The organism is Rhodococcus sp. NKCM2511 (assembly GCF_014905595.1).
In the GTDB taxonomy this organism is placed as follows: Bacteria; Actinomycetota; Actinomycetes; order Mycobacteriales; family Mycobacteriaceae; genus Rhodococcoides; species Rhodococcoides fascians.
Genome location: NZ_BNHJ02000001.1, coordinates 1,391,575 through 1,407,451 on the forward strand (window position 1 = coordinate 1,391,575; position 15,877 = coordinate 1,407,451).

Here is a 15,877-nt window from a genome sequence, read left to right on the forward strand (position 1 = left end):
TACTGTCAACAGGTGGCACGCCAGCGGAACCAGATGGCCAGGCGCAATGCGCTGATCGAAGCGACGTATGCAGCGGGTCGCGAGCACGGGCTGCGCGCGTTGTCGTTAACCGACGTCGCCAAGGAAGCCGGCTTGACCCGTGGTGCCGTGCTCTACTACTACGACGACCTGGACTCGTTGCTGGTCGAGGCTCATGCCGCCGGTGTCTCGCGGTTCTGCGACGAGCGCGACGAACTGGTGGCGGCGACACAGGACCCGCGTCGACAACTGGACATCGCCATCGACGCCGGCTTACCGACAGGGCCCGACGATGCTCTGATGCGGCTACTGTTCGAGCTCGACGTACTCGCCGGCAGCTCTGCGCTGCACGAAAAGCTGGTGCAGGAACTCGACCGACGTCAGGCCGCGACGTACCGGAACATCATCGCTACGGGCGAGCGTGCTGGAGTGTTCACTCCGACCCCGAGCGGCGACCTCGTGGCGACGACGATGGTCGCCCTCGAGGACGGATACGGCCTGCACATCGTGGCCGATCACATCACGACTCACGACGTAGCGGCCGACGGAATGCGTGCAGTTGCAGCGCAACTGGGATGTCCGACGATCCGGGGCTGACCTACTCGCGGCCCTTCGCGGCAAGCGCCTGCAGCGCGTCGAGGTACATCTCGACCTGCTTGGCGAACACCTCTTCGTAATTCATCAGTGCCAGTTCGGCTTTGGCTTGCTCTGCATACGGAAACTTCTCGGGATGCTTCGGGGCGTACACCTGCACCCACCCGTCCTCCTTTTCGCGCGGGTCCGACGCACTGAGCCGAGCACCCTCGGCACTGGCCGAACCGAGAACCAGATTCGCGAAGACCTGATACTGGATCACGGCGGCACGGCCTCGCAGACCTGCCATGTGCATCGCCCGCAACACCCACTCGACGGCCCGTAATTCGTTCGGGCCGTTGGTGACGAGGGAGAACGTTGCAGCGGCGGCTGCCGGGTGCGCAGTCGTGGTTCGCCACGCGCGCCAGGCAAGATCTTCGAGATCCGCACGCCAGTCGTCGGTCGGCTCGTAGCCGTCCAGAGACAGCTCGTCGAGATGATCGGCCACCGCGATGAGGAGGTCGTAACGACTCGCGAAATGTCGGTACACCGCAGTCGGGGACGACTTCAGCTCGTCACCCAAGCGCGAGAACTTCAGCGCCGGCTCGCCCTCTGTGTCCAGGATCGTCAGCGCTGCGGCAACAATTTCCTCCTGCGACAGCGATCCCCTCTTGCGGCGCTTGCGCACGTCCGAACTCATCGGCACATCCCTTCGCGTCCGACGCGTCGAGCGCGTCCAGACGTGTTTCCGTCTTGTTCCGACGACATTTCTTTTAGTGAATGCCATTGACTATTGCCTTGACTATGACCATAGTCACTGCAACACCAAACGATACGACCCGAGATTGGACGAGCCATGGACGCCCCCACGGCACCGGAGCTGCGATTCACATTCCGCATCGTCGCCGACACCGGCCCCTATCTACCTCTCGAACAACGAGCCGCCGAGCTGCTCGAGTTCATTCCCATCACCGGCGGAACCATGGAAGGAGATGTTTCGGGAACGATCATTCCCGGCGGTGGTGACTGGTGCCTGACTCGCGCAGACGACGCATACCAGGTCGAAGCGCGATACCTGATTCGTACCGATCAGGACGACATCGTCGACGTGGTCAACCTCGGGATAGTCCGCCACCTCCCCGGTGAGTCCGGCGAAGAGATGGGCTACTTCCAGTCCACCCCCCGATTTCGGACGACGTCACCGCGACTTCAGTGGCTCACGCGTTCGGTGTTCGTGGGGCGCGCGACATCCGACGCAACCGGCACCACGATCGACGTCTTCGAAGTTCTGGCCTGATCACTCATCTCACCGCCGCACGCGTGTTCGCACGCATCCGCCCGAGAGGCACCCAGATGTCAACACGACATACTCGCATGATTGCGATCGCATTCACCGCCGCATGCGCGCTCTTCACGACGGCCTGTGTCGGCGGGAGCAATCCTGCATCCGCAGACACGATTCGGACGACGATCGATCCGCCGTCGACGTTCGACCCCACCAAAACACTGTCGCTTCCCGACAATCTGCTCGCACGCACGTCCTACGACACACTGGTCCGCCGAGACGACGGCGGCTTGATTGCCGGTCTGGCAACCGACTGGACGGCGACACCGACCCAAGCGGCGCTCACCATCCGCAAGGGCGCAACCTGTTCCGACGGAACCGCAATCACTCCGGGGGTCGTCAAGAATTCGCTCGACTACTTCGCGCGTCCGGACTCCGGCTCGACCGTCCCCGGTCAGGTCTTCGGCGGAACACCGCCGACGATCACCGCGGACGACAACGCCGGGACGGTCGTCATCGACCTCGGCGCGCCCTGGCCCGACCTGATGATCGGATTGAGCATCTCTTCGACTGGAATCATCTGTCCCGCTGGACTTGCCGATCCGGACGGACTCGGTGGCGGCACCGTGAAGGGCAGCGAGTCGGGACCGTACGTTCTGGACTCGTTCCAGCCGGGAGTGAAGTACACCTTCCGATTGCGTGAGAACTACGACGGCTGGCCTGCGTGGGCGACACCGGTAGACGGCACGCCCGCAAAAACGTTGGAGTACTTCGTATCTCAGGACTCCACCGCGACAGCGAATCTGGTGATGAGCGAACAGCTCGACATAGCCAAGATTCAAGCCACGACGATGGAACGCTTCGACGGCATGGACGGGTACAGGGTATCGGTCGATCGCTTTTCGGACTTCTACCTCGTGTTCAACGAACGCCCCAGCAGCGTTCTCGCCGACCCCGCCCTCCGACGGGGCGTCGCACAGGCGATCGATCGCAGCATGCTCGAAAAGGTGACGTCCGCAGGAACGGGTGAGATCGCGACCTCGCTCGCATCGAACCTGACCCCCTGCGTTCCCACCGCAGACACCACGTTTCCCGAGCAGGACGCCGACGCTGCCTCGAAGGCCCTCGACGGTCTGAACATCCGCTTCATCGGCCCGTCCATTGCCGGTCCCGCCGGTGCCGGCAACGAGTACATTGCCGAGGCGTTGCGGGCTGCGGGCGCTCAGGTCACGATTCAGAACACCGACGTCGGAAGCTGGATCGGCACGGTCTTCGGTGAGCCGGACGCGTGGGACCTCACGTTGTTCGCGGACCTCAACTTCCTCGGTTCGCTGACCAGTCCGTTGGGCAGCTTCGTCGGACCGACGATCCAGGAGGGCGGTGGAAACGTCGGCGGGGTAACGAACGACGCCGCGGACGAAGCCTTCGCCGCCTCACTGACTGCATCCTCGCCGGAGGAACGCTGCAGCTACCTCAACAGTGCGGTCTCGGCACTGGTCGACGATGTCGATGCACTCCCACTGATCAACGACGCCTTCATCTACGTCCAGCGCCCCGGCTTCACCGTGCAGATGCGCGGCGGCTCGCTCGACGACCCGATCTTTCGTATCACCGGATGAGCCCCTCCCGCGAACCGAACCCTCAGGAGCAGACATGACCGACCGATGGCACTCCGCGTCCGCTCGGACGACCCGCGACCACGTCGTGGTCGACCCTCTTGCACCGACGTTCCGCTGGCAGAACGAGCGTGTGCCCCTGGTCCACAGAGCAGGGAACCGCTGATGTCCATAGCCGAACAGACTCTCCCGACCGGCGCGCCCGCGCTCGGTTTCGGACGTCGAATCGCACAGAACTCGTGGAGTGGCTTCGCGCTCCGCCGATTCGGGGGACTCGTTCTCTCCCTCGCATTGCTGGTCGTTCTCACCTTCCTCATCGTGCCGCTCATTCCCGGTGATCCTGCACTTGCGATTCTGGGCCCGGACGCGCGGCCGGACGCGATCGCGGCCGTGCACGAACGGCTTCATCTCGACCTTCCGCTGTGGAGTCAATTCGAGCTCTACATCAGAGGTCTGTTCTCGTTCGATCTCGGCGACAGCTTCCGGTATTCGACGCCTGTCACGGAGACGATCGCGACGAAACTCCCGTACACAGCGACTCTGGCGTTCGGCTCGATTGCAGTGGTCATTCTCGTCGCGATTCCACTCGGCATGACGATCGGCGTCCTCACCCGCGGTGGACGCAGACCTGCACTCGCAACCGGGTTCGGATCTGTCGCAGGCCTTTTCGCATCCTTCCCGGCCTATGTGGCGGGCACGATCCTGGTCATCGTCTTCGCCATCTGGCTTCGAGTTCTTCCTGCAGGTGGGGTGTCGTCCACCGGCTCCTTCATCCTTCCCATTGCCGCTCTCGCAACAGGTCCCGCTTTCGCGGTCGCACGAGTGGTCCGACAGGAAACTTTCGAGGTACTGCAGCAGGACTACGTTCGCACCGCCCGCGGCCGGCGAATCTCCTCGGCCCGTCTGTACCTGCGCCATGCGTTGCCGAACCTGATGGCGTCGACGCTGACGCTCACGGGCCTGATACTCGCCGGACTCCTCGGCGGAGCAGTCATCATCGAAACCGTTTTCAGCCTGCCCGGGCTCGGTTTGGAGGTGGTCCAGGCGATCATCTACCGCGACTATCCGGTGATTCAAGGGATCGTCCTGACCATCGGAACCATCGCGATCGTCATCAACCTGGTAATCGACGTCCTCTTGGGTCTCATCGACCCCCGAACCCTGGGTGGGCCGACCAATGGCTGAAACACACCGCCGCATGCCGGCACCGCTGATCGCGGGCTTGGTCATGCTGGGAATCCTCGTCCTGACCGCCATCCTTGCGCCGGTCTTCCTCAGCAGCGCGGCCAACACGCTGACCACCGATACCCGCGCCACTCCCTCGGCGGAACACTGGTTCGGCACCGACGACCTCGGCCGCGACATTCTGGCCCGCTCTTTGGTCGCCGCTCGTCTGACACTGCTCATGGCTGCAGCCGCAACCGCGATGGCGGTAGTCGCGGGAGTGCTTGTCGGAGCACTGGTCTGGCTTGCGCCGCGTCGGCTCCGGGAGGCGGTCCTCCGGATCATCGACTCCACCGTCGCCTTCCCGTCGATCATCCTGGCGCTGGTGATAGCCGCGATCCTCGGGCCTGCCACGTCGTCGGCGATCATCGCGATCGGCGTTGCCGGTATTCCAGGCTTCGCCCGAATCACTTCGAACATGACCGCGTCGGTTGCGCAGAAAGATTTCGTCGGAACGGCTCGACTGTTGGGCGTACCGGGTTGGATGCTGTTCGTTCGACACTTGCTGCCCAACATCGGCGGTCCGCTGCTCGTACTGATCGCGTCGAGTTTTGCGCTGTCGCTGCTCGATATCTCGAGCCTGTCTTTCGTCGGACTCGGTGTGCAGAGCCCCGACTACGACTGGGGCCGATTGCTCAACGAGGGCCTTCCTGCGATCTATTCACAGCCCATGGCCGTCGCCGCACCCGCCGCGATGCTGATCTTCGCCGGAGTCGCAGCGATGCTGACCGGTGACGGTCTGGCCGCGCGCATCGATCCGTGGGGACGTCAGCCCCGGTTGGTGCGCAAGCCGCGGCCGACCGAAGCTCTTTCCCTTTCCCCCGACTCCTTGGTCGAAGTTCGCGATCTGAAGGTCACGGCCGCGAACGGCAAACAGCTCGTGAAGGGTATCGATTTCGACATCGCGCCCGGGGAAATTCTCGGTTTGGTCGGCGAATCGGGTTCCGGCAAGTCGATGACGGCGATGAGCCTGGCTCGATTGCACCCGGAGAGTGTTGCGGTGGACGTCGGTCTCATGCGACTGGGCGAGCTCGATCTCCGCTCCTGCAAGCAGCAGAGCCGCTTGGCCAAGGAGATCGGGCTGGTCTACCAGGACCCGGGCTCGACCTTCAATCCTGCTCTCCGGCTGGGTGTTCAGCTCACCGAGGTCGCGAGAGTGCACCTCGGGATGTCTCGCGCGAAGGCGAACGCGACCCTGGTGGAGGCACTACGGGGCATGCGGATCAAGAAGCCCGAGGAACGAATGACCCAGCATCCCTATCAACTGTCGGGAGGAATGCTGCAACGAGCCATCATTGCTTCGTCACTCGTCACCAACCCCAAGCTCATCATCGCCGATGAACCCACGACGGCACTCGACGTCACCGTCCAGGCAGAAGTTCTACGCCAACTCAAGCAGATCAACAGCAGCGAGGGCACCGCCATCCTGTTCATCTCGCACGACATCGGCGTGGTCGAGGCCTTCTGCGATCGAGTTCTGGTGATGCAGCAGGGGGAGATCGTCGAACGACTCACGGGCGCTCAGCTGGCCGCTCGAGACGTCCGACATCCCTACACCAGAACACTTCTCGCGGCAACGCCGACAATTTCACTGCCCACCATTTCACCGGCCACCCCCACCCTTGCCACCGAGGAAGTCTTGCGATGACCGCGATCGACAACCCCATTCTCGAAGTGCGCGGACTCGATGTCACGCTCGGACAGCGATCGAAGGCGACGAAAATCCTGAACGGGATCGACCTGACCCTCCAACGTGGGTCGACGGTCGCTCTCGTCGGCGAATCGGGATCCGGAAAATCCACGATTGCCAAGACCGTCATCGGAATTCATCGAGCCGATCGAGGATCGATCCGATTCGCCGGGACCGAGTTGGTCGGTGCGAGTCGCCGAACCCGTCGATCTGTGCGGCGTCGGATTCAGCTCGTTCCGCAGAACCCGTACTCGTCTCTCGATCCACGCCGAACCATCGGACAAACACTGGCCGAGGCAATCGATCCGGTACTGGCACGGGTCGGGCCGAATCGCGAGCGCATCTCCTCCCTACTTGCCATGGTGGCCCTCGACGACTCGGCCATCACCCGTTACCCACACGAGTTCTCGGGTGGCCAGCGCCAACGGATCGCGATCGCCCGTGCGCTTGCCACCGATCCCGAGGTGTTGATCGCCGACGAAATCACGTCGGCTCTCGACGTCTCGACGCAGGCCGAGATTCTCGATCTACTCGCCCGATTGCGTCAGGAACTGCAGCTGACCGTGCTCTTCATCTCGCACAACCTTGCCGTCGTCAGCCAGATCTGCGACGACATCGTCGTGCTGCTGGGCGGTGACGTAGTCGAATCCGGCTCGGTGCAGCAGGTATTCGCCGATCCGCAGTCCGAATACACACGCACACTGATCGATTCGGTCCCCGGCGGCCCGGCCTTCGGCCTCGCCCTCGCGGCACCTGCACCACTCGGCTCCCCGTCCCACTCCACAGGAGGCACAGCATGACTCAGGCACACCCCGTTCTCTGGACGCTCGGCGCCCGCGAGATAGCACGACTCGTTCGAACTCGCACAGTGGCCGCACGCGAGGTGATCGACGCGCACCTGGACCGCATCGCCGAGGTCAACGGTCACCTCGGCGCTCTCACCGTCGTATTCCACGACCGCGCACGCGAACTCGCGGACACCATCGATCGCCGAATCGCCGAGGGTGAGGATGTCGGTGAGCTCGCCGGGGTACCGATCTCCGTGAAGGAGAACATCGACCTGACGTGGTCTGCGTCGACGCAAGGCTGGACCTTCCTCGCGGATGCGATTCCGACGTCGGATTCGACAATGGTCCGACGGCTGATGGACGCAGGCGCGATCCCGATCGGCCGGGGAAACATGCCCGACACCGGATTGCGTTGGGACACCGACAACGAACTCTTCGGGCGGACCTATAACCCCTGGGATCGTGACCGAGTCGCCGGCGGCTCCAGCGGCGGAGACAGCGTCGCCGTGGCCACCGGCATGTCCGTCATCGGACTCGGCAACGACTACGGCGGATCTCTGCGATTGCCGGCCTACGCTGCCGGCATCTGCGCACTGCGACCGTCAGCGGGCCGAGTGCCTGCACCCTCACCCGTCGAGGCCTGGCCCCTGACGGAACAGTTCTTCGCTGTGAACGGACCGATCGCTCGTCGGGTCGACGACCTGGACACCGCCTTCTCGCTGATGCACGGGTCGGACGGCCTGGATCCGATGGCGTCCTCGATTCCCCACCCGGCCACCTACGACGGCGTACGACGCGTCGCCGTCACGCGCGATCCCGCCGGCTGGGGTGTGGATCCGCAAGTGGCCGAAGCAATCTCGGTAGCTGCCGATGCTCTGACCGCTGCGGGGTGGGAGGTCGTCGAGGCCGAGGCACCCATGATCGAGGAAGCTGCAGTGCTGTGGCGTCGACTCTCGGTCACCGAGTTCGTCAGCAATTTCCAACCCGACAGCGGTGCCGAGCCCCTCGGCGCGGGCGCAACGCAGTATTTCCTCGACAACTCCTCGGAGACCGAGGTCTACGAGTCGATCGCCGAGTACAAGGCTGCGTGGGGTCAGCGTGTGCTGATTTCGGCAGCGTGGGAGAGGTTCCACGCCCAGTACCCGATCGTGTTGGGCCCGGTCTCGGCGCGGCGGATGACTGCCGTCGGCTACGACTTGTCCGGTCCCGAAGCGACCACGCAACTGTGGCGTGATCACCGGTTACTGGTGACGGTCAACCTCCTCGGCCTGCCCTCGGTCGCCGTGCCCACCGGGCTCGACTCGGACGGCATCCCGTCCGGCGTTCAGCTGATCGCTCCGCGCAACGGCGACCACATCGCACTCGCGGCGGCCCGAGCCGTCGAGCAGACCGTCGGAACGTTCACTCCGCTGAAGAAGCCGGCGGGGATGGACCTGCAGAACGTGATCGGCTGACTCCGACTGCCACGGAACAGGTCACCAGCTGACGGTTCCGTGGCGGTCGATGAACCGCCCGGATCCGTGGCCGGGCCCTTCGGTGGCGAGCTGCACGATGGCGTCGGTCCCCTCGGTGACGGTCTGCGGCCCGCTGTTTCCGTTGAATTCGGTTGCGGTGTAGCCCGGATCGGCGGCATTGATGCGAATGTCGCTCAGGCCCTTGGCATACTGCGTCGTCAACATCGTGACAGCCGACTTCGACGCGGTGTAGGCCGGAGCAATCACGCTGGATTCGACGCGAGACGGATCGTGTGTCGCCGCGAACGAACCCATTCCACTGCTGACATTGACGATGACGGGATCGGTGGAGCGGCGCAGTAGCGGAAGGAATGCTGTTGTGGTGCGGACGATTCCGAGGACGTTGACATCGAGTACCGACTGCACATCCTCGGCGGTCAGTTCTTCGATGGCGCTGTGCGGTCCGGGAATGCCCGCGTTGTTGATCAGTACGTCGACAACCCCCTCCTGCCGTTCCACGTCCGCCGCTGCCGATGCGACGGATTCGGCATCGGTGACGTCGATCCGAACGAACCGAGCACCCAACGCTGCTGCGGCATTCCTACCCCGCTCGGCGTCACGTGCTCCGAGGATCACGGTGTGGCCCTGATCTATCAGTCGGCGCGCGGTTTCGTAACCGAGGCCCTTGTTTGCTCCGGTGATGAATGTGATGGTCATGGCCCCAGTGTTCAGGTCGACCGGCGCGTGTTCCAGGCACGCCTGGACGGTAGGACAATCGGTACCACCCTCACACCCGCTCGAAGAGTGACAATGGAGTCGTGACCTCGACAACGGACGGACTCGGCGCGACGATCAGATCGTGGCGTGATCGACTCTCACCCGATGCTGTCGGACTGACGACCGGACGCTCTCGACGGGCCACGGGGCTCCGACGCGAGGACCTCGCCGATCTCGCGGGCATTTCCGTGGACTACGTAGTGCGGCTCGAACAGGGACGAGCGACGACACCGTCGGTGCAGGTGGTGTCGTCCGTGGCGCGGGCTCTCCAGCTGACTCTTCCCGAGCGAGACCATCTCTACCGCTTGGCCGGCCACATTCCGCCGGCCGACGGGACTATTTCCGACCACATCCCGCCTGGGGTCAGGCGGGTTGTCGGCCGACTCGACGAGGGTGCGGTTGCCGTCTTCGCCGCCGATTGGCAACTGCTCTGGTGGAACCGGAGTTGGGCCGCGCTGGTCGGTGATCCGTCGTCCGTCTCACCCTCGAAGCGAAACTTCGCTCGTGACTGTTTCCCTGTCGGCACGGATGCACCCGGAATGTCCGCATGGCCGGTGACGCCGTCCGGCGGCGACGGGTCGGTCCGCGCAGCAGTCGTATCGGACCTTCGGCGGGCCACCGGGCGGTTTCCCCGAGACTCGAGACTGAGGGGTCTGATCGAAGAATTACGCACCGGCAGTCCAGAATTCGAGTCTCTGTGGTCGGTCGGTGCTGTCGGTTCACATCGCGAGGATCACAAAGTGGTCCACCATCCGACCGTCGGACCGATCACCGTCGACTGCGACGTACTCACCGACGGAGACGCGGAGCTGAAAATCGTCATCATGACAGCCGCCCCCGGATCGGAGGACGACACGAAACTCCGGTTGGCCGCCGTTTCCGGGTCCGTCGACCAGCTGCGGTTGCCAGTGCAGTAGCGGCCAGTCGAGTGCGTCAGCGACTGCTCTGCTATCCGACGATGCCGCGGAGGAACTCGATCCTGAGCCGGTTGTACTCGTTGGTCCACTGCGAGCCCGTGGTCATGAATGCATGCTCGAGGGTCCCCTCGTTCTTGCTGTACAGATTCAAGCGATTGGCAACGCCCATTCTGTCCAGCTTCGCGCTCAGTTCGGCCGCCTGATCGGGGAACGTGCCGGTGTTTCCGTCGGCGATGAAGCTCGGCGGGAAGTCGGAGGTGGCGTTCTCCGTGACGTTTGCGCGCGCCAGCCAATCGGCATCGGTGGTGTCGAGGTAGCTGCGTGCACCGATGTCGTACAGAAAGCCGTTCGACGGACTCGGAGATTGCGGTGAGCCGGCCCTCCCCACATCGAGGACTGCACTGTCGAACACCAAGGCCTTGAGAGCGCTTCGATCCATCGTGGGTTCGATGCCCAGCGCCCGTGCGTAGTCGGGGTTGGTCCGAACATTGGCGTAGCTACCCACGATCTGACCACCCGCGCTGCTTCCGGCGAGCACGACGCGGCTCATGTCCAAGCCGTATCGGTCGGCGTTCGTTTCCAAGAACTGCAGAGCCTCACCCAGCTGGATCGTCTGTGTGGGAAAACGGTATTCCGGTGCGAAGGCATAATTCACCGACACCAGGTTGAAACCGGCGTCGAGTACGGGGCCCGCCCCCGACGCGAAGTACGGGTCGTCCGCGCCGAGTTCGGAATCACCGTCGGCCTTGTCCCCCGCTATCCATCCCCCGCCGTGCACCATGACGTACGTGGGACGGCTGACCGACGGATCGTTGTCGGCGATGTAGATGTCGAGAAACGAATTGGGAAGCGTCGAGCCGTATTCGATGTCACTGGTGCGACCTGCCCCGTTCACTACCGACGTCGCTGTCGGCGCGGCAGAAACGAAGGAATTACTCTGCCCCAACGAGTGCAGCGCTCGAACCAGCGGCGCCGGACTGGCGGCCGTAGTGATCGTCACTGCGGAAACCACCAACGCAATCGAGGCAGCGAGGCCGGCCGGTACGGCGAGAACCACCCGGCGAGTGCCATCCGAGGAGCCCGCCCACGCCGATCCGAGCAGAAAGAACCCGAGCGCAGTCCCCGCGGTTGCGCTCACGACCCACAGCGCGTGAAAGGGCGTCACCAACCAGGCGACCTGAGCGACCACGGTCACTGCACCGAGCGAAATTCCTACGGCTACATGCTTTCTGGCATCGGACGCGACGAGACAGGTGGCCACGACGGCCACCACGATGACCCACAATCCCACCGCGAACTGCTGACGGATCAGAAGACACTGGAGCCACGCGAGTGCAACACCGATACCACCGGTCATCACGAGTGCCGATGTCGACGTTCTCGTTCGCCGGCCTTCGAAAATTTTGCTCACCCTTAGCTACGCCGTGGACGTGTGACGTTGCCTGTGCAGGTCACGGACAGCGTCGCTGAACTCGGCGACCGGCCCGTCGACCACTGCTCCCGGCACGACCTGCGTGATGGTGAGCGGCGTGATCGCGAGCGGCGCAGCATCGAATTCTTCCAGCCACGTGAGCAATTGGGCTGTCGAGGTGGCGTAGACGATACGTCCGAGCCCGACAATTCCGTGGCTCGCCGCGCACATCGCACAGTGCTCACCGGAGGTGTATACCGTCGACGATCGTCGCTCACTGGGGTTCAGATTGGTCGCAGCCCACCGTGACAGAGCGATCTCGGGGTGCTGGGTGGGATCGTGTCGATCGCCGACGCGATTGCGATCTTCCGCAAGCACTTCACCGCTTCCCGACACCAGCACCGAACCGAACGGATCGTTGCCCGTACTCACTGCGGCCGCCGCCAGATCCACAGCACGCGCCAGAAATGCACGGTCGGCGGCGGAGATACTCATGACGCACCACATGGTGCGTCGACGATAGAAGTGTCCACACCTCGACCGTACCGGTACGAAGCACGGCGAACTCCGCATCGATCCCATGTGCTCCCGCCGAAGCGCAGGTAGCCGACACCGTCACCCGACTTGTCAGACTCCCGACGACGAGCGCACAATTCTTCACCATGGCACTGATCTCGAAGGGCTTCGTGGGCCGACGGCGCGGCGACGACGGGCGCACTCCCCCCGGTCAGTATCTGACCAAGGATTTTCCCGTCCTCGCGATCGGGCCTGCGCCCGTGGTCGCGATCGACACCTGGTCGTTCTCGGTCACCACCGAACGCGGCGACACTCGCAGTTGGACCTGGGACGAATTCGCGGCACTTCCACACGAGACTCCGACCGTCGACATTCACTGCGTCACCAAGTGGTCGAAGCTCGACACCACGTGGAAGGGCGTGAGCCTGGACGTTCTGCTGGACGGTCTCGACACCGATGCCGGGTACGTCGTGGTGCACGGCTTCGACGGTTACACCACCAATCTCCCCCTCGAAGATCTCAGGGACGGGAAGGCCTGGCTGGTCACCGAATTCGACGGCGCTCCCTTGGCTCGCGAACACGGCGGTCCGGCAAGGCTTCTCGTTCCTCATCTGTACTTCTGGAAATCGGCGAAGTGGATCTCACGCATCGAGCTCACCCTGGAGAACGAACAAGGTTTCTGGGAGCGCGGTGGCTACCACGACTACGGAGACCCGTGGCGCGAGCAGCGCTACCAGGGCGACTGACGTGGCCGTGACGGCCGGGGCGAAACCCTGGCTCGTTGCCACGGCTGCGGCCGTGCGGCGTGAGACACCCACCGCGTCCACCCTTGTTCTCGACGTCGACGGTTGGCCCGGCCATCTCGCCGGGCAACACGTGGACGTCAAGCTCACCGCCGAGGACGGCTACAGCGCACAGCGCAGCTATTCCTTGGCCTCGGCACCCGACGGCACGACGCGTATCGAGATCGCCGTACAGAACGTCGCGGACGGCGAGGTGTCGCCCTACTTGGTCGAGTCCGTCGAGGTCGGCGATCGCATCGAAATTCGAGGGCCGGTGGGCCGATGGTTCGTCTGGCGGCCGCCCCAACCGTCGGAGACCCCGTCTCCGCCGATTCTGTTGGTGGGTGGTGGTTCTGGCATCGTCCCGCTCCGCGCCATGGTTCGCGCACAGGCGTCCGCGACGGGCGGACGGGTGCCCTTCCGGGTGCTGTACTCCGTGCGCGAACCCGCGGAGGTCTATTTCGCGGACGAGTGGGCTCACCCGCCGGCGGGAGTGGACGTCACCATGATCCACACGCGGCGCGCTCCTGCCGGCAGCACACGGCCACTCGGTCGAATCACGTTGAAAGACATCGACGCTCACGGATGGCCGGCGGAGTTCGAGCCGCGCTGCTACATCTGCGGGCCCACGAGCTTCGTCGACACGGTCGCGGACATGTTGGTGGCGCGGGGTCACTCGGCTGGGAACATTCGTACGGAGCGTTTCGGACCGAGCTGATACCCCCGAATCAGCGGCGCTCACAGCGCTACCCGCAGTAAGCCATCACGGCATTCACCAGGCTGTCGATGAACTCGCGGTCGCATGGTTGCCGGGTCAGCAGATGGCGGAAGTGAATCGGTGAAATCAGTAGCTCGATCGCGAGGCCGGCATCGACATCAGCTGGCACCTCGGAACGCTCGACCGCGCGATGGATGATCACCTGTACGGACCGCAACCGTTGCGACCAGAACGTAGTGCGTGCTTCTGCGGTGGCAGGCGAGTCGGTGATCGAGGCGAGCACTCGAATCAGGCCCTGCCCCAGTGCAGATGCGAGATATTCGTCGAGCGCAGTAGCGAATCCAATCAAGTCGTCCTTCAGCGCGCCCGTGTCGGGCACCCGAAGAATCCGCTCACTCCCGGTGAGCATGACGTCGAGAATCAGGTTTTCGCGTGTCCCCCACCGCCGGTAGATCGTGGTGTCACGCACTCCGGCCCGTCGACTGATATCAGGAATGCCGACCTTGTCGACACCGACCTCCACGACGGCAACGAGCACAGCCTCGTGGACAGCGTCCGTCACCTGCGCGGCTCGACCGCCGGGTCGCCGCCGTATTCGAGGATCGGTAGGTGTGTACTCCACACCCCAAGGCTAAAGCAGAAAGTCTTGCATTTACCGATCGAGCGCCTTACCGTGCGTCTAAAGCAGATCTATCTGCGTTAAGAGACGGGGAGCTACACGATGGCGTCGATGATCGAATGGGGACAGCGGGCACGAGTCAGCGCGAGAGCATTTACCCATACCACCGAAAGGGCCTCGCACAGCCGCGGTGTCGCGCCGTTTCTGCCTCGTCTGTTCGTCGACCGTTTCACCCACCTCGGCGGCATACCCGATGACGAGTTCCGCGGCCAGTTGGCTCGATGCCGCTCCTTCGAGGACGACAGGTGGGTTTCCTACTGGTCGACTTTCGCCACCGAGCACCTCGAACGCGCCGATGCGGCCTTGTCACGGTTGCATGCGCCCGTGAGTACTCGGCTGCTCGACACAGATGCTCCGACCGGCGCGGAACTGTCCGAATTGGGCGGCGCACTCGCCCCAGCGGCGTCGATCCTCGCCGACCGCGGAACGGTAGCCGATGCACACGCGACCGCACGCTTCATCGCCGAGCACCCCGACGCATCCGACGCGGCGGGCGCTGTCGACGGGTTGATCAAGGCGTTGGTGTATTACTTCGTCGCCGCATGGCCGGGCGGGACGCCGCGACGCCAGGACGCCTATCACAGGTCGACTCGATTGTCGGAGTCGTTGTTGCTCGCTCTCGCACCGGTTATGGGGTATGTCGTGGAGGTGGTCGACATCGCCCTGCCCGGTACCTCCGACCGGGTACACGGAATTCTCGCGTTACCGCTGAACGCGAGATACGTTCCGACAGTCCTGGTTACGAACGGTCTGGAAGGGACCATTGCCGAAACATTGCTACCCCTACTGGCGCAACGGGATGCAGGACTGGGCACGTTCGTCATGGAAATGCCCGGAACCTACTCGTACGACGACCCCATGACAGCTGCGTCCGAGAACGTGTACTCGGCAGTGATCGACTTCCTCGCAGCCGATGCGCGCATCGACGCGGACCGAATCGGCATGATGGGCTTCAGTTTCGGCGGATACTGGTCCGCACGCATGGCCGCGTCGGATCCACGATTGAAAGTGGCGGTGTCCAACGGGCCGCTGACGCACCGCAGTTTCGGCGCGATCAACTCGATCGGGATGCCCGAGGTGATGATATCGACGCTCATCCGCACACTCGGCGCGACCGGAATCCTGGACTTGGCGCGCAAGACCTCGAAAATGTCCCTACGGCATCGCTACCGGGATATCGACATCCCACTGCTGGTGATCAATGGAGCCGCAGACACGTTGGCCAGCACCCGTGACTCGATCGAACTCGCCGTCGACGCACCGAACGCCCAATTGGTTCTGTACGCCGACGACGATCACTGCGCGATGGGAAACGCCGTACACTGGTCGGCCTTGTCGACCCGCTTTCTGCGAGAGCATCTGGTCGATGCGCCGAACGGGAACCGGAACGACACGACGCCGCGAACATCCGATTCGTTATGACGACCGG

At 63.8% G+C, this 15,877-nt stretch carries 17 protein-coding genes; 12 read left to right on the forward strand and 5 right to left on the reverse strand.

Translation table 11 applies throughout. The annotated features are described in order from the left end of the window. The first annotated feature begins 12 nt into the window (after positions 1-12). Positions 13-615, forward strand: coding sequence for a TetR/AcrR family transcriptional regulator (locus tag JLZ96_RS06245; RefSeq protein ID WP_053068793.1), 603 nt, complete (start codon positions 13-15; stop codon positions 613-615). 1 nt (position 616) lies between these two features. Here the strand turns inward: JLZ96_RS06245 and JLZ96_RS06250 are convergent, their stop codons facing one another. After that, on the reverse strand, positions 617-1,291 hold the full coding sequence (locus tag JLZ96_RS06250; protein WP_057473856.1) for a TetR/AcrR family transcriptional regulator: 675 nt from the start codon (positions 1,289-1,291) through the stop codon (positions 617-619). A gap of 156 nt (positions 1,292-1,447) precedes the next feature. On the opposite strand from JLZ96_RS06250, the gene JLZ96_RS06255 reads away from it, so the two are divergent. From JLZ96_RS06255 to JLZ96_RS06280, 7 genes are all read left to right on the forward strand, one after another. Then, a complete protein-coding gene (locus JLZ96_RS06255; RefSeq protein ID WP_053068792.1) occupies positions 1,448-1,888 on the forward strand; it encodes a DUF3237 family protein in 441 nt (146 codons plus the stop codon). Positions 1,889-1,965: 77 nt separating this feature from the next. Beyond that, entirely contained in the window at positions 1,966-3,495 is a 1,530-nt protein-coding gene (locus JLZ96_RS06260; protein ID WP_201009662.1) for an ABC transporter substrate-binding protein, read from the forward strand. A gap of 34 nt (positions 3,496-3,529) precedes the next feature. Further along, a complete protein-coding gene (locus JLZ96_RS25125) occupies positions 3,530-3,658 on the forward strand; it encodes a hypothetical protein (protein WP_268963036.1) in 129 nt (42 codons plus the stop codon). Next, a complete protein-coding gene (locus tag JLZ96_RS06265) occupies positions 3,658-4,677 on the forward strand; it encodes an ABC transporter permease (protein ID WP_201009663.1) in 1,020 nt (339 codons plus the stop codon). Before JLZ96_RS25125 ends, JLZ96_RS06265 begins: the two co-directional genes overlap by 1 nt. Further along, a complete protein-coding gene (locus JLZ96_RS06270) occupies positions 4,670-6,364 on the forward strand; it encodes a dipeptide/oligopeptide/nickel ABC transporter permease/ATP-binding protein (protein ID WP_201009664.1) in 1,695 nt (564 codons plus the stop codon). The genes JLZ96_RS06265 and JLZ96_RS06270 overlap by 8 nt, the downstream gene beginning before the upstream one ends. Then, entirely contained in the window at positions 6,361-7,206 is an 846-nt protein-coding gene (locus tag JLZ96_RS06275) for an ABC transporter ATP-binding protein (protein ID WP_201009665.1), read from the forward strand. The genes JLZ96_RS06270 and JLZ96_RS06275 overlap by 4 nt, the downstream gene beginning before the upstream one ends. After that, positions 7,203-8,648 (forward strand): amidase, encoded by a 1,446-nt coding sequence (locus tag JLZ96_RS06280; protein WP_201009666.1) that lies wholly within the window; start codon positions 7,203-7,205, stop codon positions 8,646-8,648. The genes JLZ96_RS06275 and JLZ96_RS06280 overlap by 4 nt, the downstream gene beginning before the upstream one ends. 21 nt (positions 8,649-8,669) lie before the next feature. On the opposite strand, the gene JLZ96_RS06285 is transcribed toward JLZ96_RS06280, so the two are convergent. Then, complete coding sequence (locus JLZ96_RS06285; protein ID WP_048319550.1) at positions 8,670-9,365, reverse strand: SDR family NAD(P)-dependent oxidoreductase; 696 nt, start codon at positions 9,363-9,365, stop codon at positions 8,670-8,672. A gap of 101 nt (positions 9,366-9,466) precedes the next feature. Here JLZ96_RS06285 and JLZ96_RS06290 point away from each other — a divergent pair, with 101 nt between their 5' ends. After that, positions 9,467-10,342, forward strand: a complete 876-nt coding sequence (locus tag JLZ96_RS06290) for a helix-turn-helix transcriptional regulator (protein ID WP_057473849.1) — start codon at positions 9,467-9,469, stop codon at positions 10,340-10,342. A gap of 31 nt (positions 10,343-10,373) precedes the next feature. Here the strand turns inward: JLZ96_RS06290 and JLZ96_RS06295 are convergent, their stop codons facing one another. Further along, positions 10,374-11,699, reverse strand: coding sequence for an alpha/beta hydrolase (locus JLZ96_RS06295; RefSeq protein ID WP_201009667.1), 1,326 nt, complete (start codon positions 11,697-11,699; stop codon positions 10,374-10,376). A gap of 60 nt (positions 11,700-11,759) precedes the next feature. After that, the gene (locus JLZ96_RS06300) at positions 11,760-12,248 is read right to left on the reverse strand and encodes a nucleoside deaminase (RefSeq protein ID WP_057473847.1); all 489 of its coding nucleotides are present in this window, start codon (positions 12,246-12,248) and stop codon (positions 11,760-11,762) included. 167 nt (positions 12,249-12,415) lie between these two features. On the opposite strand from JLZ96_RS06300, the gene JLZ96_RS06305 reads away from it, so the two are divergent. Both JLZ96_RS06305 and JLZ96_RS06310 read left to right on the forward strand, forming a co-directional pair. After that, positions 12,416-13,015 (forward strand): sulfite oxidase-like oxidoreductase, encoded by a 600-nt coding sequence (locus tag JLZ96_RS06305; RefSeq protein ID WP_057473846.1) that lies wholly within the window; start codon positions 12,416-12,418, stop codon positions 13,013-13,015. Between the two features lie 7 nt (positions 13,016-13,022). Beyond that, positions 13,023-13,769, forward strand: a complete 747-nt coding sequence (locus JLZ96_RS06310) for a ferredoxin reductase (protein ID WP_374758046.1) — start codon at positions 13,023-13,025, stop codon at positions 13,767-13,769. A 28-nt stretch (positions 13,770-13,797) separates the two neighbouring features. On the opposite strand, the gene JLZ96_RS06315 is transcribed toward JLZ96_RS06310, so the two are convergent. Beyond that, positions 13,798-14,391: a TetR/AcrR family transcriptional regulator gene (locus JLZ96_RS06315; protein ID WP_201009669.1), complete on the reverse strand. Its 594-nt coding sequence runs from the start codon at positions 14,389-14,391 to the stop codon at positions 13,798-13,800. Between the two features lie 99 nt (positions 14,392-14,490). Between JLZ96_RS06315 and JLZ96_RS06320 the strand changes: the two genes are divergently transcribed. Beyond that, positions 14,491-15,870: a S9 family peptidase gene (locus JLZ96_RS06320; protein ID WP_201009670.1), complete on the forward strand. Its 1,380-nt coding sequence runs from the start codon at positions 14,491-14,493 to the stop codon at positions 15,868-15,870. The last annotated feature ends 7 nt before the right edge of the window (positions 15,871-15,877 follow it).